Origin of the sequence: Acinetobacter sp. YH12129 (genome assembly GCF_013418685.1) — a bacterium.
In the GTDB taxonomy this organism is placed as follows: Bacteria; Pseudomonadota; Gammaproteobacteria; order Pseudomonadales; family Moraxellaceae; genus Acinetobacter; species Acinetobacter amyesii.
Window position 1 is genome coordinate 47230 of sequence record NZ_VPBP01000003.1, and the last position, 21639, is coordinate 68868.

Here is a 21639-nt window from a genome sequence, read left to right on the forward strand (position 1 = left end):
ATTACCCCTGCTTTTCTGCAATTAAAGCTTCAATATTGGCAAGCAATTCAGCTTCTTGGAATGGTTTACCCATATAGTGAGTCACACCTAAGCTAAATGCACGCTCACGATGTTTTTCACCTGTACGCGATGTAATCATAATGATTGGCAAGTCACGGTGAATGTCATGGTGACGGACTAAGTTTGTCACTTCGAAACCATCCATACGTGGCATTTCAATATCGAGTAGCATCAAGTCTGGACGGACATTTTCAAGCTGTTCAATTGCATCCACACCATCTTTCGCTGTCACGATGTCATAACCTTGACGTTCAAGTAAGCGTGAAGTCACCTTACGTACTGTCACCGAGTCATCGACAATCATCACTAAACGACGCGCATTGGCTTGACGGCCCAAATCACGCTGTTCAGCTGAATGTTTAACACGCTGCGTAGTTTGAATTTGACGTGCAATATTTTGCCCATCCAAAATCAAACATACATGACCATCACCTAGAATCGTGGCACCTGCAATCGCGGCCACACTGGTAAATTGTTGACCAATTGGTTTCACCACGATTTGAGAACGTGAACCCACCAGCTGATCTACCAATAAAGCAATGGTTTGACCACTGTTGCCTTTTATTAGCAATACAGGCAATGAATGGCCAACATTATTTAAACGTGGAATTGGCTGATTACCCACAAACTCTGATAGATAACGTAGTTTGTAATTGGTGTTGTCAATTTTAAACACGTCATCCTTACTATTGAAGTAAGTTTCGAGTGCCGTCGGTGCAATACGGACAATACGTTCAATTTGCGCTAACGAAATTGCGTATTGTTGATCGCCGGCTTTCACCATCAAGGCATCGCTGACGGCTACCGTCGTTGGTACACGAATGGTAAAGGTCGTCCCTTTACCTAACTCAGACTCAACGGAAACATGACCACCCAAGGCTTTAATTTCACTTTGCACCACATCCAGACCAACACCACGACCCGAAATTTGCGTTACCGCTTGTGCCGTTGAGAAACCTGGATGGAAGATCAATTGCAAGATTTCTTGTTTATCGAGGAACTGATCTGCTTTGATTAAACCAAGTTTTAAGGCTTTGTCTTTAATCTTGGCTTCATCAATCCCTTTACCATCATCACTGAAAGACACCAGCACATCGGTACCCTGACGACTAATATTCAAGACAATGCTACCCACTTCTGGCTTTTTCAAAGCCAAACGGTCAGCAGGATCTTCTAAACCATGGTCGACCGCATTACGCAGCATATGTTCAAATGGTGTCACCAAACGCTCTAAGATCGTACGGTCCAATTCACCTTCTGTATTTTGAACAATCAATTCTGCAGGACGGTTCAAGGTCGAAGAGGTTTGACGCACAATACGTTGTAAACGTGGTAACAAACGATCAAATGGCACCAAACGGGTACGCATCAGACTTTCTTGAATTTCTGACTGAATACGTGATTGTTGTAATAACAAACCTTCCGCATCACGGATTTTTTCTGCCAAAGTACTCTTGAAGTCAACCAAATCCGACGCAGATTCGGCTAGAGATTTTGACAATTGGTTAATCGATGAATATTGGTCCATCTCCAATGGGTCGAAATCCGCATAGCGTGAATTTTCAGAACCATGTTTGGCAATAATTTGTGACTCAAGCTCACCATCCATTCGACGTAACTGGTCAGCAAGTCGCTTAATTGCTAACTCCATTTCATTCAAGGTATTGCCTAGCTGACCTAAGTCCATCTCAATACGTGAACGGTTAATCGAGTTTTCGCCTGATAAGTCAATCATCTTCTCGACGAGATCAGCCGAGATACGAATCATCTCATTACTGTTATCAGAAGAATTAGCTTCAGACCATTCACCCAACATAGATGGAGGTTCAACACCATCACCTTGAATAAATTCAAAGCCTTTACTGACAATACCTTGTTCTAATTCTGCAACACGGTTTGGCAATTGAACCGTAACATCCACATACTGAATGGATTCTAGGCTCAATTTGATGCTATCAAAATTACTATAGTCGTGGTTGAAGATCGCTTCTTTTAACCATGCCAACGTCGTTTTGAGTAAGCCGTCATATGCATTTGAGTTGAAATGATGAACCGCGAAATGCTCAAACGTCGTCTCAAGTTGATACGCAATTGCGGCAACAGGTTCATTTTCAACCATACGCGCACCACCCTTAATACTGTGGGCAGCACGTTGTAATTGAAGCAATACGTTACGGTCACTACGTTGTTCAGTCCATTGATTTAATAATTGAACGGCTTGTTCAAGAATTTCCTCAGACTCTTCAAGGAAGGTTTCTTCCATGACAGAACGTAGATCGTCATCTGGATGCTCAACATGTTCAGCAACCGCATGTTCAAGATGTTCAACAGCAGACTCAGTGTGAGCAGTCGTTTGAGCTTCAACCACTGCTTCTGCAGTGTCTTCAGCAACATCCATCGGCTCTGACACCGATACATCTGGTTCTACTGCTGTTTGTTCAGTTTCAGCAGAAATAGGGGCCGAAGCCAATGCAACAGCTTCTGAACGCTCTCCTGCCACAATTGACTGAATATTCTTGAGAATATCGATCACATTATTCGCTGGGTAGTCGATCCCTTGGTCACGAATGGTTTGAATACGATCTGAAATATCATCCTGCACTAAACGAATAATTTGAATTAACGCAGGCGTAATCGAAATTTGCTGACGAATAATGCGCTCATAAATCGATTCTAATTCATGCGAAATTAAACCCACATGAGATGCGGCAATCATATTTGCACCACCTTTTAGGGTATGCAAATAACGCATTAAATTATTCAAAGCTGAAGTATTGGTCTGATCACGTGTCCAAGTACTGAGGTCTTGATCAATCCCCACCAATAATTCTTCTGCCTCTTCAATAAAGATCCCTAAAAGATCTTCATCAAAGTCATTATTCGCATCCACCGCTTGCATCTGTTGATGATCAAGTTGAATACGCTGACTTAATTGTGCAAAGTCTACTGCTGTTGTATTTGGAACAGCGGCTTTATCTTCTACAGTGGCAACAGGTTCAGCAACTACATGGGCTTCTGGTGTTGTCGTCGCTGCAACTGCTTCAATGTCTTGTTGAACAAATGCAGTCAGCTCATTTAAGAAACGTTGAACATCTTCACTTAACACCACACGCTGACCCGCAGCTAAAGTGTCAAATAAGTGAATAAACTCCTGATGTGCTTGCGCAAATAACTCATAGCCATAATCAGCATGGAGTAATTCAGGCTTTTCAACTAAAGACTGATATGCTGCACGCAGTTGAGTTGTGAAATCATGGATTCCAACAGACGCACGATTATCCGTATGTTCAATCAACTCTAAAGCTTGTTGACTAAGCTGTTGAATATAGTCTGGGAATTCAGCAAGGGCACGTTTATCAAACTCAAATTCAGCATCTAATAACTGATCAATATTTAATTCGATTAGTTTAGAAACCAAACCTTGCGGATTATCTTCAGGCGCCAATTGATCTTGGCTAGCAAAACCATAATCATCCCAAGCAGCTTTGAAGGTTTCATAAATAGATGTAAGATTTGCCTTATCCCCTGAACGCAGCACGTGCAAATAATCACGAACAAATTCAGCATATTGAATCAATAAAGCAGTTTCTTTCGAGCTCGATACGATTTCGTCTTGTAATAAGGTTTTGAATAAGTTTTCAACTTTTGAACTGGCTTCAAAAATCTCTTCGATTTGCGCCATCGACGAACTACCACGCAAGGTGTGTAGCGCGCGAATCAAGCCATTATAATCTTGTGATTTACTGTCATCAGATTGGAGGAACTGATCAATCGTTTGTAGATGTTCTTCAGCTTCTTCAATAAAAATGCTCACTGTCTCTTCGACCAGTGATGCATCTGCATCCACTTGTTCAGGAGCAGGTTCTGATTCAACAACCGCATCAATTGTGCTTTCAAGCACTTCTACAGACGCTGTAGCTTCAACATCAGTCAGTTCTAAACCAGTGACACCATCTTCAGATTTTAATTGATCTGCCAGTTTTAATAATTCTTCGAGTGCAGGCTCAAGGCTAATATTTTGTTGTAATTGTTGCCCCATTAAAACCAATGGACGTAAGTCAACATCCAATTCGGCAACATTTTTAAACCGTGGATAGAGCTTATATTGATAAACATTTAAAACTGTTTGTGCAAACTTTTGAACGGTCGGCGTTAACTGTACTGAACCCGCAATGACACGGTTCAGCGTATCTTCAACTGCCCATGCAGTTTCACCCGCCGATTTTGCCCCAACCATACGACCTGAACCTTTCAGTGTATGGAAATGACGACGAATCGTCGTTAAAGTGTCTTTATCTTGTGGATTTTCCAACCAAGTTGTAAATAAACCCGCCAGTTCTTCAAAGATTTCTTCTATTTCTTCAACAAAAATCTCTAAAATTTCTGCATCTTGATCAAGATAACTATCTTCAGGAAGCGTAGTTGTTTCAACTAAATTTTTTAATATTTCTTTCATAGCTAAGGCTTCTTATGTTTTGCCACCAAGAAGGTTGCTCAAACTTAATTGTAACCATCACCTAAGACTTAACTGTGACGTTAAGTTCACCTTATCGATGTGTTATCTGTAATCGGTGCAGTACCCTAACCGTAGCTAAGGTACTGCAGGTTTGCGCCTGACTTACTCTGGGAGTTTAAAGTCAGATACAGATTCACGTAATGATTCAGCCATGTTCGCCAATTCAGATACCGAACGTGCAGTATCAAATGTTGCACTGGTGGTTTGCGAGGTAATTTCTTGTACAACGTTCATCGTTGTCGCAATATGACCTGCTGAAGCAGACTGAAGTTTTGCAGCATCCGAAATGTTTGCAATCAGTTTCGCCAAGTTACCCGATACAGACTGAATTTCATCCAGTGCTACGCCGGCATCCTTAGACAAGTTCGCACCACGTACAACTTCCGAAGTCGTTTGTTCCATTGAAATTACGGCTTCGTTAGTATCCGTTTGAATGGTTTTTACCAAGCCTTCAATCTGTTTGGTTGCAGACGCTGAACGTTCCGCAAGACGCTGTACCTCATCCGCTACCACGGCGAAACCACGACCTGCCTCACCCGCCATCGACGCCTGAATTGCTGCGTTTAATGCCAAGATGTTCGTTTGGTCGGCAATATCGTTAATCAGTGCGACAATGTTACCAATCTCTTGAGAAGACTCACCCAAACGTTTAATACGTTTTGACGTTTCCTGAATCTGTTCACGAATCGTGTCCATACCTTCAATTGAACGGTTTACAACATCTGCACCGTTTGCAGCAATTTGTACTGAACGTTCTGCTACGACAGCTGATTCTTCAGCGTTCGAAGATACTTGGTCAATCGACATTGCCATTTCGTTAATCGCGGCAGATGCACCAGCAATCTCTTGTGCCTGATGCTCAGATGCTTCTGCAAGCTGGTTGGTAATACCCTGCGTATTCGCCGTATATTGTGCAACTTCTTGAGAAGTTTCTGTAATACGCGATACAAGGTCACGTAATTGGTCGATTGCGAAGTTAATCGAGTCGGCAATCGCACCGGTAAAGTCTTCAGATACCGTCGCATACGAACGCAAGTCACCGTCTGCAAGATCGGCAATTTCATCGAGTAAACGTAAAATCGCGTTCTGGTTACGGTCATATTCTTCTTGAAGACGGGTTACACGGAATTTATCCGATTGACCACGTAAAGAAAGAAGTTTGAATACACAGATCAAGAAGGCTGTTAATGCAAGAATCAACAGTACCGCAGGTAAAATGGTTTTCAGACCAGTGTTAGAAGACAATTGATTTAAATTACCCAACAAATTGTCTGACTCAGCAAAAATTTGTGAAGATGCTTTACGTACGTTCACAATTTGCGTTGAGTTTTTCAAAATCGTCGCTGAAGCTGATTTTAATACGTCGTCATATTCGGCTTTAATACCTTCAAGTGATTCACGTAATTCAGGGCTTTCAATACGTTGTACACCAAGCTCTGTACTACCATCCAATTGAGCATTTAAGTACAAACCGAAGGTTTCAGTATCGGCACTGAAGTCATCCGCAGACTCACGTGAGCTATCAGAACCTGAAAGTACCGAACTGATCGAACGTAAAATACGTTCTGCAATGAATACTTGGTTTTTCGCAATAACCACCTGGTTCGAAGGCATGTCTTGACGTGCCATTTGGTCGACCATCAAGTTATATTCAGCCTGAATCCCCGGAATGGTTTCACCAATCGCGATGTTCGTGTCATATAACTTGTTAATGATTTTTTGTTGCGAAGTAATCAAGTCAATACTTTTTGAAACCTCAGCCCACTGCGTATCTACAGATTTCAGCGCATCTGTATTTGCATGAATGTCTTTTACAGTTTCTAAGTTTTCTTTGAACGAATCTTGAGAGGCAATTAATTTTTTCATTGCATCTTCAGTACCTGATGCAGTTGCCTCAGTTGCTTGACGCGAAATTGTTTGCGAAAGAAGACGGAGTTCACCCAAACTTTGCGTTAATTGGTTACCGCGAGGAACGCTATAGAATAGGTATAATAAAATAATCGTTGCCAGTACTAATGAACCAATCGCACCATAAATAAATGGTTTGGATTTTTCACTATCACCAAAAACTCGAGATAATTGATCTGTCTGTGATTGCAGTTTTGCCAGAAAAGCATTACCGCCTTTACGACCACTGGTGCTTTCACCCGTATTTTTCTTTTTAAGTTTAAAGCCCATTCAGCTTCTCCCCGATTACGCCTTCTTTCGTTCGTGCGCGACAATTAATTTATAAATTTTATAGATGCGTTCATGTATTTTGGATTTTGCAGTAAACGACTGAAGAGAAATACATTCCACTGCTGGTTATGCTGGTGGAAATACCCCTGACAATATTCCTGCAAATTTCGATCCAACTCATTATCTTTAGAAAAATAACTTTTCTTATTAAAGTGTTGAATACCCAAAACTTGATCGACTATCAAACCGACATAATGGTCATTATGACTAATACATAAAACTTTTTGAGTGGGTGAAAAACTACTTCGATGACCGGTTATATATTGTGCTAGGTCAGACAAAGAAAGTAAGCGTCCCCGAATATTGGCTAATCCCATCACCCAAGGTTGGGTGTTGGGAACTGGCGTATATTTTGGTGGGTAGATCACTTCAGCTACTTCACCTAAAGGAGCAACGTAATATTGCCCCATCATCTCAAAAGCAATGCCTGACCATCGGTTTACTTCATTTTCAGTGGAAACGTAGTTTTTGTTTCCTCGTTTTGCGATTCGAAGTAATTCGATAAATCCATTTGCTGCCATAGAGCTTTATCCTGCATTGAGGTGTTGCTTAATCACATCAATTAATTGTTTTTCGTCTACAGGTTTAGTTAGATAATCAGAAGCACCTTGGCGTTTACCCCAAACACGGTCAGTTGCCTGATCTTTGGTACTTACAATGACAATCGGGATATGCTTGGTGGTCGCACCACGTGCAATTTGACGTGTTGCTTGGAAACCATTCACACCCGGCATTACCACATCCATTAAGACCAAGTCTGGTAACTCAGCTTGAGCCATTGTCACCCCATCTGCCCCATTTGAAGCTTCAATCACTTCAAATCCGTGTTTACCTAAAATTTCTTTAAAACGGAAAGTTTCTGTTGGTGAATCATCAACGATTAGGATACGTGCCATGCTTTTTCCCCAAAAAATAAAAAATCTAATTAAGCTGTAACGTGATTACGGATTGCATTCAGCAATTCATCTTTACTGAATGGCTTCGTTAAGTATTCATCCGAACCCACAACACGACCCTTCGCCTGATCAAATAAACCGTCTTTACTTGAAAGCATAATCACAGGAATATTTTGATAATTTTGAGAGTTTTTAATCAGGGCACAAGTTTGATAGCCATCAAGACGTGGCATCATAATATCGACAAATACGATATCTGGATTTGCATCGGCAATTTTTGACAGTGCTTCAAAACCATCTACAGCAGTGACGACTTCACATCCTTCACGCTGAAGCAGCGTTTCGGCCGTACGACGAATGGTTTTTGAATCATCAATTACCATGACTTTTAGATTTTGGAATTTATCGTCCATTTATTGACCCTACCCATTGAGGATGTACAAACAATTAAGTTAGCAGCATTATTATTTACAAGTTGTGAACATTTTTAACATATCTTTACTTGCGTTTTCAATGAACATTTTCTGCGCAAACACACAAGATTTCTTGTTTTTATTAACTGCTTCACACTTTCCGATGACCAACGATTTTTTTTTAACTTGGAATAGTATTTAATTGTCTTAATTAAGCATATTATAGCAAGATTATTACTTTAAAATAAGTAATTTAGTCAACTTTAAACTGGGGAGTACAAGGTTGAGTCCGTTTACAAAAAAAATTCACTTGATTGGCCTTAAACATTTCTCAAAAAAAGTCATTCTGACGGCTTGTTTGTTGGCTTATACCCCGCTTTTATTTGCTGCACCAACCAATACGCAGCAACCACAAAAGGCGACTTGGTATCGTTACTATGACAGTAAAGGCATAGCAAACATCAGTACCAATGTGACACCAAATCACATCCGCTATGGTTATGAAGCACTTGATCAAAATATGCAAGTGATTAAACGTAACCGCCCCTACAATGCTGAAGCGGACGTTAGACAAGCTCCTCAGCGTGCTGCCCAAGCACGTCAGCAAGCTTCAGATATCAAACTTAAAAAAGCCTATACCAATAGCCGAACTGCGGCCATTAAAAAGCGTGATGCACTGACTGGTATACGTAAACAGATCGTGTTTGAACAAGAACAATTAAAACAATTACAAAATGATCGTGTATTATTTGTTCGCCAAGAACGTGAACATTTTCGAAAAGGTGAAACCGTTCCGGCAAAATTAAAAACAATGTTGGATAATAATCAAAAAAATATGGTAGCGAAAAAAGAATACATTCAATCGTTACAAACTCGCTATCGAAATACAGAAGCTGAATACGACAGAATTATTACGCGTTTAAAAGCGATGGAATAAACTTGTTATTCAATTGCTTTTGTAGACCGCTGATATAAGGACCATTATGCAATCTGCACAGCAATCATCCCCATTTTTAAAGCTTAGCCTGCTTTGCATAAGCCTGACTTTGGCTGCATGTCAAAAAGAAGATTCGCAGCAAAGTGTAAAACCAGAAAATAAGATTGAATTGATTCAACAAGATCTGGTCACGATCGAACAAGGCAACGCCATTTCAAAAACAGCCTTTACAGGCACCATTCGGGCAGTCAATCAGAGCAGTATTCAAGCCCAAGTCACTGCGACTGCAACCAATGTTAATGCAGAGGTCGGACAACGTGTCAGCAAAGGCCAAGTATTGGTGCATTTAAATAATCAAGACAACGCAGCACGTCTTGCTCAATCTCAAGCGAACCTCGCATCCACGCAAGCTCAAGCCAATCAAGCCAAACTAATGATGGAGCGCAAACAGCGTTTGCTGAATCAAGGCTTTATTTCCAAAGTAGAGTTTGAACAAAGTCGTGTCGATTACCAAGCTCAAATGGAAAATGTTCGTGCCCAACAAGCCAATGTCGATATTGCACGTAAAGCCAATCAAGACGGCACCATTTATAGTCCTATCCAAGGCGTGATTACCAAACGTGATGTTGAACCGGGACAAACGGTTGCTGCCGGACAAACCCTTTTTGAAATCGTCAATCCAGACCAATTAGAAATTCAAGCCAAATTACCAAGTGATCAGCAGGCAGCGCTGAAAATTGGACAAAAGATTGAATATAACATCCAAGGCAATAGCAATTTACTCACAGCACAAATCAGCCGAATTTCACCGATTGCCGATCAAGCCAGTCGTCAAATTGAATTTTTTGCAGCCCCAAATGAAACCATTACATCATTAAGTATTGGTGCTTTTGTCGAAGGTCACATCTTAGGCACGGATAATATTTCAGGCCAAAAAATTCCACTCGATACCATTCAAAGTCTAAAAGATAAACCTTACGTCTGGGTCATTCGTCAAAATAAAATTGCCAAAGTACCTATACAAATTTTGAATCAGAGTTATAGCAATAACACCGCGATTGTTCAGGGCTTACAAAATAGTGATCTGATCAGCCGAATTAAATTTAATGATTCAGATATCAAACAAGATGTAAGTATCAGCCAAAATTAAAAGAATAAGGCAGGACAGTTGTTATGTGGTTAACCCGAATTAGTGTGAAATATCCTGTTTTCACCATCATGATGATGTTTTGTCTGATGGTGTTAGGACTTGCTTCTTGGCAACGTATGGGCGTTGAGGAGTTTCCTGATGTCGACTTCCCTTTTGTTGTAGTCTACACCAACTATCCGGGTGCTTCTCCTGAGTCTGTCGAATCTGAAATCACTAAGAAACTTGAAGATCAGATCAATACGATTTCAGGCCTCAAGCAAGTCATTTCACAGTCCAGTGAAGGTTTATCCACGGTTATTGTCGAATTTAATCTAGATGTCTCGTCCTCTGTAGCTGCACAGGATATTCGAGATAAAATTGCACCAGTAACCGCACAATTTCGTGATGAAATTGATGACCCGATTGTAGAACGCTACGACCCTACTGCCAGTGCGATTATGTCGATTGTTTTTGAATCGAAGGACATGTCTTTACGTGATTTGAGTTCCTATCTGAATCAACGGATTGTGCCACAGCTTAGAACGGTTCCCGGTGTTGGTACGGTCAATTTATTGGGCGATGCGCAGCGTCAAATTCGGATACAAGTAAATCCACAAAAATTACAAAGTTTCGGGATTGGGATAGACCAAGTTATAAACACCCTAAAATCTGAAAATATTGAAGTTCCGGGGGGGACTTTAAAACAAAAGAACTCAGAATTGGTGGTCGAAATTAAATCTCGGGTTATTCACCCAAATTCTTTCGGAGATTTAGTGGTTGCCAATAAAAATGGCGCGCCGATTTATCTCAAACAAATTGCTGAAATCGAAGATAGCCAAGCTGAAATGGAGTCGAGTGCCTATCTGAATGGTAAAACAGCCGTCGCTGTCGACATTCTGAGAAGTTCGGACTCTAATGTAATTGAGGTGGTTGATAATACCGGTAAAACCTTAAGTAAAATCCAACAGCAATTGCCGCAAGGCACGACCGCAGAAATTGTGGTTGATTCTTCAAAAGGTATTCGTGGCAGCATTAAAGACGTGGCACGTACGATTATTGAAGGTGCAGTACTTGCGGTACTCATTGTTTTGTTATTTCTCGGCTCATTTCGTTCGACAGCCATTACAGGTTTAACTCTACCGATTTCACTACTAGGTACCCTCACCTTTGTTTGGATTTTTGGTTTTACCATCAATATGATGACCCTACTAGCTCTCTCACTGAGTATCGGTCTCCTGATTGATGATGCTATTGTAGTACGCGAAAATATTGTCCGCCATGCCGATATGGGCAAGGACCACGTCACCGCTGCACTCGACGGCACGAAAGAAATTGGTTTAGCTGTATTGGCCACAACATTGACCATTGTCGCGGTATTTTTACCTGTGGCATTTATGGGCGGCATTATTGGGCGTTTCTTCTATCAATTTGGTGTAACCGTCAGTACCGCTGTACTGATTTCAATGTTTGTGAGTTTCACCCTTGACCCGATGTTGTCTGCTCACTGGGCAGAGCGCCAAGATCCAAATAAAAAGCCGGGTAAAATCAAACGTTTTTTTAACTGGATTTCGGGCAAGCTCGACAACCTAAGCCATCATTATGAAAAATTACTCAAGCTTGCTTTAAAATTTAGGCTCATTACCCTTTTAATCGCCGTCGCGTCTTTATTTGGTGCATTAGGTTTATCCAAAATGATCGGAACTGAATTTGTACCCGTACCAGACAAAGGTGAAATTCGGATCAAATTTGAAACACCAATTGATGCAACCCTTGAATATTCGCAGGCTAAGCTTAAGCAAGTAGATCGTATCATTCGCCAACATCCAGAAGTCAAAGCCACTTATGGTGCAATTAATAGTGCCACTGATCGGGGTAAAAACCATGCTAGCATTCGTGTCACTGTTTCACCACGTACGGAGCGTAGTCAAACATTAACGGATCTCAACAATGAATTCCGTACCCGCTTAAAACATGTAGCAGGTATTACCATTACCTCGATTGCCTCAGCTGATGAAACAGTATCGGGCGGCCAAAAGCCGGTAATGATCTCGATTAAAGGACCAGACTTAGATGAGTTACAACGCATTTCAGATCGATTCTTGGTTGAAGTTGCCAAAGTCGAAGGTATTGTCGACTTAGAAAGCTCACTCAAAGAACCTAAACCGACCTTAGGTGTACATATCAATCGCGTTTTAGCCAGTGATTTAGGTTTATCCGTCAATCAAATCGCCAATGTATTACGCCCTCTTCTTGCGGGTGATAATGTAACAACGTGGAAGGATGATAAAGGCGAAACCTATGATGTAAATTTAAGACTCACTGAAGATCAGCGTCGACTGCCAACTGACATTCAAAGCATGTACATCACATCACAAAAAACCGATGCTGCAGGCTTACCTATTTTAGTTCCATTGGCAAGTGTGGCAAGCTTTGAAGAAACACTTGGTGCTTCACAAATTAACCGTCGTGATCTGGCACGTGAAGTAATGGTTGAAGCCAACACAGCAGGACGTCCTGCGGGTGATATTGGTGCCGAAATCAATGAGATAGAGAAAAACTTCGACTTGCCACCAGGTTATAGTTTTGTCACGCAAGGTGCCAATAAAGATATGGCTGAGTCTGCGGGTTATGCAATGACAGCGATTACCCTCTCTATTGTATTTATTTATATTGTTTTGGGTTCACAATTTAATAGCTTCATTCACCCTGCAGCCATTATGGCTTCATTGCCCTTATCATTGATTGGGGTGTTCTTAGCCTTATTCTTATTTAATTCAACCATGAACCTCTTTTCCATTATCGGGATTATTATGCTCATGGGCTTGGTGACAAAGAACGCAATTCTACTCATCGACTTTATTAAAAAAGCCATGGATCATGGTGTAGATCGTTATGACGCAATTATTGAAGCAGGTAAAACCCGTTTACGCCCCATTTTAATGACCACCAGTGCAATGGTGATGGGTATGGTTCCGCTTGCACTTGGTCTAGGTGAAGGCGGTGAACAAAGCGCGCCAATGGCACATGCCGTGATTGGCGGAGTGATTACTTCTACCTTACTGACACTCGTGGTTGTTCCAGTGATTTTTACCTATTTGGATGATTTCCGAAACTTCCTTGCACGTCAAGCCAAAAAAATCATGTCATAATTGCAAAATCTAAATTGAGGGGACATTGAAAAATGTTCGCCTCATTTTTTATTGTATACTCTCTACTTTAACGCTTAATTTTTTAGGACAGTTTCCATGCGCGCGAGTCGCTTTTTATTTGCAACGTTAAGAGAAACCCCAAACGATGCTGAAGTTATTTCACATCAGTTAATGCTTCGTGCTGGGATGATTCGTAAATTGGCTTCAGGTTTATACACTTGGCTGCCGATGGGCGTTCGCGTATTAAATAAAGTTGAAGCGATTATCCGTGAAGAGATGGATCGTGCCGGTTCACTTCAAGTCCTAATGCCTGTCACTCAGCCTGCTTCACTCTGGGAAGAATCAGGTCGTTTTGTGCAATATGGCCCTGAACTGCTACGTTTTAAAGACCGTCATAACAATGACTTTGTTCTTGGACCAACGCATGAAGAAGTGATTACTGATCTTGCACGTAACGAGTTAAAAAGTTACAAGCAATTACCTGCGAACTTCTACCAAGTTCAAACGAAATTCCGTGACGAAATTCGTCCACGTTTTGGCGTAATGCGTTCACGTGAATTCATTATGAAAGATGCTTATTCTTTCCATGTGGATCAAGCATCTTTACAAGAAACCTATGACAATATGTATGCTGCATACTGCAAAATTTTCACTCGTTTGGGTTTAAATTTCCGTCCAGTCCAAGCAGATACAGGTTCAATTGGTGGTTCGGGTTCACATGAATTCCACGTCCTTGCGTCTAGCGGTGAAGATGACATCGCATTCTCTACAGAGTCAGATTATGCTGCTAACGTAGAAATGGCTGAAGCCGTACTAGTTGGTGAACGTGCTGCTCCAACTAAAGCACTTGAAATTGTTGATACACCAAATCAAAAAACTATTGCTGATGTTTCTGAATTCCTTAAATCAGACCCTGCTCAATCTGTCAAAGCATTATTGGTCCAAGGTGTTGCTGAAGAAGGTAAAGCTGCACCAGTTATTGCTTTATTCTTACGCGGTGACCATGAACTGAATGAAATTAAAGCAGAAAAACACCCATTAATTGCTGCTCCTTTAACTTTTGCAACTGAAGCACAATTAGCTGACTTAGGCTTAACTGCTGGTTTCTGTGGCCCTCAAGGCTTAACCGAAAAAGGCATTACCGTTATTGTTGACCGTGCAGCGTCTGTACTTTCAGACTTTGTTGCTGGTGCAAACCAAGTCGATAAACATGCTGTAGGTGTAAACTGGGAACGTGATGCACAATACACCGAAGTTTATGACCTTCGTAATGTTGTTGAAGGTGACCCTTCTCCAGACGGTCAAGGTACAATCTTGATTAAACGTGGTATCGAAGTTGGTCATATCTTCCAGTTGGGTCAAAAATACTCTGAAGCGCTTGGCTGCAAAGTTTTAGGTGAAGATGGCAAACCTCTCGTTGTGACTATGGGTTGCTACGGTATTGGTGTAACCCGTGTTGTTGCTTCTGCGATTGAACAAAACTTCGATGACAAAGGGATTATTTGGCCGTCTGCAATTGCTCCTTTCGAAGTTGCTATTGTGCCCATGAATGCACATAAGTCACCGCGTACAATGGAAGCTGCTGAAGCGCTGTATGAAGAATTAACAGCTGCTGGTTACGATGTATTATTAGATGACCGTAATGAACGCCCAGGGGTTAAATTCTCTGATATCGAATTAACGGGTATTCCACACCGTATTGTGATTGGTGAGAAAGGCTTGGATGCTGGTACATTTGAATACAAAGGTCGCCGTGATGAAGAATCAAGCAACCTCAGTAAAGAAGACCTTTTAGCGAAACTTGCAAAATAATTTGCGCTAAACATAAAAAATCCCGCTAGGTGCGGGATTTTTTATATCAAATATTTTAAGCCTTAACAGAATTTCAGCCCGCCGAAGCAGTTAGAACGAAACTCCTGTCCAGAAAGTTTTAAATTGTTTAATGGGAAATCAATTAATGACGGGTTTTTAATTTCTTTAACATCTAAAGCCGAACCTGCAACACAACCAAAGATTAAATCTCCACAATTACGAACATTGGTACTTAAGTCATGGTTAATTCCAGCGATCGTTTGTTTCAACACTTCATCCGTAATCGCCACTTTATCTGAAGGTGTAATACTCCCCAAATCGACTTCATCTTCCATCGCCAGCCACCACCCTCTTTCTGCTGCGACTGCAGCACCAGGCCAGATTATTTTTTGAGCTTGTAAAGATAGCGAAGCAGGGTTATTTAGATAAAGTGCGTGAATCAAACCTAAACTTTGATTTACCGTAATATCGGTTTTTAGCCCAGTAAGATACCCCGTCACATCTTTATCCAAATTAATGTTTAAACCGAGTAGAGAGATTTGAGCTTCTAATGGACCACTAAAATCAAGACGATCAACTGTTCCTGTACCCTTTAACTGTACATCTGTCATTCTATTCCCACTCACGACAGTAGCTGGAATCGTAAAAGGTGCTGTGGTTGATTTTAAATTAAAAGAATAATTATCTGATTTGTAGTGAAGCGGTAGATCAACTTCTGCACCAAATAATGTCCCCTTAACTGCTCCTTCAATATATTGCTGCGTAGAAGCATAGTCCATCACACGCTCGGCAGTTGTTGCAACACCCGCAGACGCTTTTGTTTTCATATAACCACTAAAGGTATTGATACCATTGGGTGTATTGCTATTTTCTGTACCTAATGTCATTAATCCAGAAATTTTTTCAGCGCTCAAACGAAAGCCCATCACTTCACGTGTTGCCGCTGATTTCGGATTTTTAATTGCAATTTCGATAAAAGGATTGGTCAGCAAAGCTGAAGTTGCCGCACGTTCATCCGACGTATAATTGCTATTTGCAGGCAAGCCACTCAGTGAAATATGATCAATATCAATATCACAAGCACCTGAGCCATTTGCACCACCACAACCCAATTGGAGCTTTTTAATATTGGCATTGAGCTCCATTTCAGCTTCCAAACCAAGTTTATAAAAGCCAACTTTGGATTGGTCAACGGCTTGTCCACTCTCATCCACAGAATTATACCCCTGCGTATATTCCATGGAGAGTAAAGCTTGACCATCAACTTTTGATAAGCTTTCATCATCTAAAGCCATCATTGCATGAGATAAGCTACTCATCGCAAATGTCGAGAATATCAAACCTCTGATTAACTTCTTTTTCATAACAAATTCCCTGTTCGTTATTTTATTTATTTGTTATTGATTTAATTTTACTAGCGTGGAGTAATCCCCATCGTACTTCGCATTGTTCCACCGGTTAGGGCAATATCCGCCATCTTTTGCATATTGCCATTTGTTAACATCGAAACTTCTGCACGAAACGCTTTAGACATATTATTGGTTGGATTGAATTTTACCTGATTATCAAACTCTACCGAATCTTGTTTCATTTTAATTCGAGCATCAAAGCCTAGATCGCCCTGCATTTTATTAATATTGATACTTGAAGCTGAAACGACACCGCTGGCATTTACATCTTCATTCATCAAACTTAAATAGCTTCCCATAACTTTTTGATCTTTCTTTTCAGCATCAGTTAATGCTTTAAATTCAAAGCTTCCACGGAAAGATAAATAATTATTTTCTGCAGTGTCATTTAGACCCGGTACTATAAATAGCTCACCTTTACCATCAAGTTTAAACACAATATTCGTCAACACATCATCACGTTTAGAGAAATTATCTAAAGGTACTGTAGTCCCACATTTGGCAGAAGCTGTAGTCGCACAGTTATAGGTTGAACCCGGAAGTTGACCAATCGCTAACTCGGCATTAGCTGCAATCAATAAATTATCTGCACGTACATAGATGCCATCATTTTCATAACCAATCACACCATCAGATTGAATAAGTGCATTGATGTTTCTTAAGCCAGCATAATAATTGACTTCTTGACCATTAATACCTTTTTTACCATCAATCAAAATAATAGAAGTTGTACTTGGTGTTCCTGTTTTTTTATCAACACCATAACCATCTGTGCTCATTACAAGGTTATAGCCAATACCTGATTTTTCAGCCGCATTTTTATAACTGTATTTTTTCTCTGATAATGCAACGTTAGCATTCATATTATAAATCGGGATACCAATCCCCCAACTATTGTCATTACTTGCAATTGCGGCAATTGAGTTATCAGAAATAAATCGTGCTGTACGCGCGATGGACTGAAAATCCATACCACGAATCGCCACTAGTGCAAAATTTCCGCCCGCCGTTTGATTTGACAGATTCTGGGTTAAAACATTATTGGTTAAACCTAATGTTGCTTTTAATTTATCATTTACCAGAAAATCAAGGCTTTTTGCTTGAATGGTATTGATATAAATATCGCCAAAATCAATATAGGCATTTTTATCAGCAACTAAAGACGTTAAATTAGAAAATTCAATGGCATAACTACCAATACCCGTATGGCCAATTTCTAAGGTTGTCGGTGCTTGACCTGCAACAAGGCTAGGATCATCCTTTGAAGTGAAATCCGCGCGCACACCTAAATGTAAACCACCTGAACCAACGGACTCATATCCAGAAGCCTTCGTTGCTAGACCAAAATCTTTGATTCCGTCTTGATTGGCATTTAAGGCAACTCGTGCATTAGTGACAGCACCCGATGCTCCCATACGAATTAAATTGCGCTGCGCACCACCATCGGTACCGTATCGTAAATCGATATTAACGCCGGGGTTTGTGGCATCGCTACGTGAACTATGCACATCTGAAGTGTCCTTTACCCGCCCCAAATTGACCGTATGGTCTTTGCTCCCTGTGGATTTTGTGGTGAGAACAATGCCTTCATCAGCTGCGACATACATATAACCTGAACCAGCAAAGTTAAAGTTAAAGTCCTTTAAGGTTACGCTATGTCCATTCATACCATGACTAATACTGGCATTTTGCAATTGAAATTCCATATACGCCGTATCATTACGGTTAAATAGACCATTGCTGGTTTCAAGTAATACTTTTAAAGGTGAAGATGTTGCAATCGCAAGTGAACCTAAATTTTGCGTAGGCGTTTGGCACGTTGCGCCTTGACACAGCAGCATAATATTTTGCGCAACAGCAGTAAATGGGCTGACACTTGCGACAATACGCATGCCTACACCAGCATCCGTAGTCCCAACATCAAAATCTAATTTTGATGTAATGGTGCTTTGCCCAACACCATCTATTTGTACATTGTGCAAACCCATTTTCATCTTATTTTGGTCGGTCGGGTCAACCCAATTCAACTGATCGACTTTGACTCTAGAAACTTCATAGGTAATCGAAATACCATCTTGGCCCGTAACTGCACCCAAGCTTTCATCGGTCATCGCTTCAAAAGCATATGCATGTTGAGCAAGTAAAATACTGGTTGCGAGTGCCGTTAAAGTTGTTATTTTTTTCATCACTATATCCTTATATTCAGTCACAGCTGATTAACAGCGACCTGCACCATTTCCAGTACAGTTAAAACTGAAGATGTTTAACTTTCCACTCATATGCATATTGCCATGCACATTAACACCCATAAATCCTTGTTCTGCACCACGATCAAAATCAGGTACTGCTAAAGTTGTTGTCGTTCCGTCCGCTTTCTTTTCAGTATAGGTCGTATAAGTACTGGTATTTTCATACCCCTCCTTACCTGTCGTACCTGTTTCTACTGCCAAGGTAGCAAAACCTAAATTTCTAATTTTTAATGGTTTATTATCATAAAATGTCAGCTGCATAGCCGTTTGTGGATTACCTTCACGATTGATGATCGTCACGCCATCTAAAGAAAATTGATCGATTTGTAACGTTCCTTGAAACTGTTTAAACACCAACCATTTCTTATTACCATTCGCATCCACATGATTATTGGGCGCAAGTGCTAAACGACAAAATTCATTGGATGAACATTGATATCCATAAAAAGCCTGAGTAGTTTTACCATTCGCATCCATGATAGAAATGTTGTTTTTCGACATATCATTGGCGTATTGATGGTTTAATGAAAGCGTCCAACTGAGATCTGCACCGCCTTGACCGGTTGCAGCGGTAAGTTCCCTATTATCCATAGACACTAAACCTGCATGAGTTTGTGTCAGTGCAGCACAAACAACAGCGCATAAAATTTTATACATGTGATTTCTCCTACAGCCCTGTTGTTCTTATTTTTAAGTGCTGAATCAATACGCCATCTATGGCAACAGATCCTAAATTCGTGCTTTGTCCATTGACACCTTTAAACACCACACCTGTCGCAGTATCCGTACTTTTTGCATTCAACAGATTACCAGGCAAGCGCTCTACTGTACCGATCGCAATGCTACTGTGTGTTGCATTACGTCCTTGATATAGTGCTGTCGCATCTGAAGAGTTTGCTTTTAACTCCGTGCCACAACTATAGACATTACAGGTTGAACCTTTAAAGTCTGCAGCAGTTAAACCCGATGTACCTGTGGTATTACCAGCGATATCCGTATAGTAAGTATAAATTTTACTGTAAATAGAAGGTACATTTGGAATACGTGTCACTTCCAAAATAATATTTCGACCTTCCGACCCCACAATAAAGGGCTGATACATATTGCCTAAAACTAAATTGATGTTTGGGCTATATAAATATAGACCTTCAGTTTCATGAAAGATTGGAGCTGCAGATCGATCCATCGCTGGTGTCGCTGCTGTTCCATCATCCAATTCAGGGCGTGCAGCTGTACTGATACGCATGCCGCGAGCATCCAAATCACCATCATTAATACTGAGTGATTCAGCACGATCGTTGGTGTTAATACGAATTAGGCTAGCTAAACCTAAGGTTTGGTTGTAATTGGTATTGGTTGATTTTAGGGTTTGAAAAATTCGAACTTGTGAACCATTGAAGCTCAAACCATTCGCAACAATTTGAGTACGTAAACGATAGTCTTTATCCAAGCCACTGGTCGGCGCACCGGTAATCGGATCAACAACATTGCTTGAATTCAAAGACCGTGAAAATACATCCATCCACAAACCAAGTTTGATGTTGTTAGATGCATCATCTGCCGCAATTTTCTTTAATGGTGCCTCAATGGCTAAGTAACCAACATTCCCCTTATTATCTTTCGCAAATTGTTCAACATCTTGATTTCCCGCATGGAAAAGCCACGGATTTTCAGCTGTCCCCCAATTAAACCCTTGGTCTGTATAGCGCGTCGCTAATGAACTTTTGCCATTTTTGTCTTTGCTATTGGATAATGCTAAACCATAAATAAAAACATCTGCTTTCGATCTGAGGCTCGATACGGTCGCAGTCGAGGCAATTTGTTTTGCTGTAATTTCAGCATTTTTTTTCACAGTTGCTAATGCTGAATCACTCGCCTTTTGAGCTTCAAGCTTGGCATAGTCCGTTGCCAACTGATTGAGGGTTTCTGCCGCTTTGGCATTCAACTGAGCATTTTTTGTCGTATCTATAATATTTGAACGTGTAATTTTTCCTGAGACATAATTTTTATAAAAAGTCGAAGTGGTCGGTAAATTACCCGTACTATTGTTACCGTATAGTAACTCAATCATTTCATAGGTATTTTTTAAAGCAGCAGTTTGTGACTTTTCTTTTAGTCCTGGAGTAATTGATTCTTTCGTTGTTCCATCTTCCTCGAAATCCATTAACCACGATGACCCATTATAATAGTCTTTATAACGCTGATCGTAATATGCCTTCATCGTTGGCGATTCAAGATAAGACTGTACTAATCGACCACGATATTCTGTTGAATATGTTGTTATGGTTTCATTGGTAATACGTGTAGCATTATTGGTCTCATAAGTGCTTTTAGAACTTAAGAAAGTTGAGTCATAAACACCGTTATAGCCCGTAACTCGGCCTTGCTGATAAGCATCAACATAAGCTGCTTTGTAGATTTTATCGTAAGCACGCTGCCCTAATTGTTCATAGTTTTCACCAGTAGGAATAATCCGAATAAAACCTGTATCGTTTTTCCCTGGATCAACCATACCTGACGCATAACTAGAAGCTGTAGAACGGTCATTTGGGCCTTGAAAGACCATTTTGAAATTTTCTAAAGTGAGTGCAACACCTTCACCCGTTGTGGCTGAAAGTGCTTCATCTGATAAATCTTGAAGCGCATAAACAGATGGTGCAGCGAACATGCTGACTGCGGCTGCTAAGCAACTCTGGCGGAATAACTTAGCCTGGGTGAATTGAGTCATCTCGACCTTCCTTTTATCAGATGCTCTGCATCTCTCTTATATTTATTCCTGAGAACTGGCTTTGATGTTATTGTCCATTTATTCCTTAAATGGAGACTTGTGA

13 protein-coding genes are annotated in these 21639 nt (G+C 40.7%); 4 read left to right on the forward strand and 9 right to left on the reverse strand.

What is annotated here, in order from left to right:
- Window position 1 precedes the first annotated feature (1 nt).
- The 5 genes from FTU65_RS02715 to pilG all read right to left on the reverse strand — a co-directional run bounded on the left by FTU65_RS02715 (window position 2) and on the right by pilG (window position 8123).
- Window positions 2–4516, reverse strand: a complete 4515-nt coding sequence (locus tag FTU65_RS02715) for an Hpt domain-containing protein (protein ID WP_180009832.1) — start codon at window positions 4514–4516, stop codon at window positions 2–4.
- A 162-nt stretch (window positions 4517–4678) separates the two neighbouring features.
- Window positions 4679–6754: a methyl-accepting chemotaxis protein gene (locus tag FTU65_RS02720; protein ID WP_180064929.1), complete on the reverse strand. Its 2076-nt coding sequence runs from the start codon at window positions 6752–6754 to the stop codon at window positions 4679–4681.
- A 44-nt stretch (window positions 6755–6798) separates the two neighbouring features.
- The gene (locus FTU65_RS02725; protein ID WP_111884922.1) at window positions 6799–7335 is read right to left on the reverse strand and encodes a chemotaxis protein CheW; all 537 of its coding nucleotides are present in this window, start codon (window positions 7333–7335) and stop codon (window positions 6799–6801) included.
- Between the two features lie 6 nt (window positions 7336–7341).
- Complete coding sequence (locus FTU65_RS02730; protein WP_078191059.1) at window positions 7342–7710, reverse strand: response regulator; 369 nt, start codon at window positions 7708–7710, stop codon at window positions 7342–7344.
- 29 nt (window positions 7711–7739) lie between these two features.
- Complete coding sequence (gene pilG / locus FTU65_RS02735) at window positions 7740–8123, reverse strand: twitching motility response regulator PilG (RefSeq protein WP_078191060.1); 384 nt, start codon at window positions 8121–8123, stop codon at window positions 7740–7742.
- A 343-nt stretch (window positions 8124–8466) separates the two neighbouring features.
- Here pilG and FTU65_RS02740 point away from each other — a divergent pair, with 343 nt between their 5' ends.
- The 4 genes from FTU65_RS02740 (at window position 8467) to FTU65_RS02755 (ending at window position 15150) form a co-directional block, all read left to right on the forward strand.
- The gene (locus tag FTU65_RS02740) at window positions 8467–9060 is read left to right on the forward strand and encodes a hypothetical protein (RefSeq protein ID WP_373683440.1); all 594 of its coding nucleotides are present in this window, start codon (window positions 8467–8469) and stop codon (window positions 9058–9060) included.
- A 46-nt stretch (window positions 9061–9106) separates the two neighbouring features.
- Window positions 9107–10210 (forward strand): efflux RND transporter periplasmic adaptor subunit, encoded by a 1104-nt coding sequence (locus FTU65_RS02745; RefSeq protein ID WP_180009834.1) that lies wholly within the window; start codon window positions 9107–9109, stop codon window positions 10208–10210.
- Between the two features lie 23 nt (window positions 10211–10233).
- The gene (locus FTU65_RS02750) at window positions 10234–13338 is read left to right on the forward strand and encodes an efflux RND transporter permease subunit (protein ID WP_180064930.1); all 3105 of its coding nucleotides are present in this window, start codon (window positions 10234–10236) and stop codon (window positions 13336–13338) included.
- A 96-nt stretch (window positions 13339–13434) separates the two neighbouring features.
- Window positions 13435–15150 (forward strand): proline--tRNA ligase, encoded by a 1716-nt coding sequence (locus FTU65_RS02755; protein WP_180064931.1) that lies wholly within the window; start codon window positions 13435–13437, stop codon window positions 15148–15150.
- A 62-nt stretch (window positions 15151–15212) separates the two neighbouring features.
- Here FTU65_RS02755 and FTU65_RS02760 read toward each other — a convergent pair whose 3' ends face one another.
- Genes FTU65_RS02760 through FTU65_RS02775 form a run of 4 tightly spaced genes read right to left on the reverse strand, consistent with a single transcriptional unit; the run spans window position 15213 to window position 21536 of the window.
- On the reverse strand, window positions 15213–16514 hold the full coding sequence (locus tag FTU65_RS02760) for a hypothetical protein (protein WP_180064932.1): 1302 nt from the start codon (window positions 16512–16514) through the stop codon (window positions 15213–15215).
- Window positions 16515–16564: 50 nt separating this feature from the next.
- The gene (locus tag FTU65_RS02765; protein WP_180064933.1) at window positions 16565–18745 is read right to left on the reverse strand and encodes a DUF6160 family protein; all 2181 of its coding nucleotides are present in this window, start codon (window positions 18743–18745) and stop codon (window positions 16565–16567) included.
- A 30-nt stretch (window positions 18746–18775) separates the two neighbouring features.
- Entirely contained in the window at window positions 18776–19465 is a 690-nt protein-coding gene (locus tag FTU65_RS02770; RefSeq protein WP_180064934.1) for a hypothetical protein, read from the reverse strand.
- A gap of 10 nt (window positions 19466–19475) precedes the next feature.
- On the reverse strand, window positions 19476–21536 hold the full coding sequence (locus FTU65_RS02775) for a hypothetical protein (RefSeq protein WP_180021280.1): 2061 nt from the start codon (window positions 21534–21536) through the stop codon (window positions 19476–19478).
- Window positions 21537–21639 lie beyond the last annotated feature (103 nt).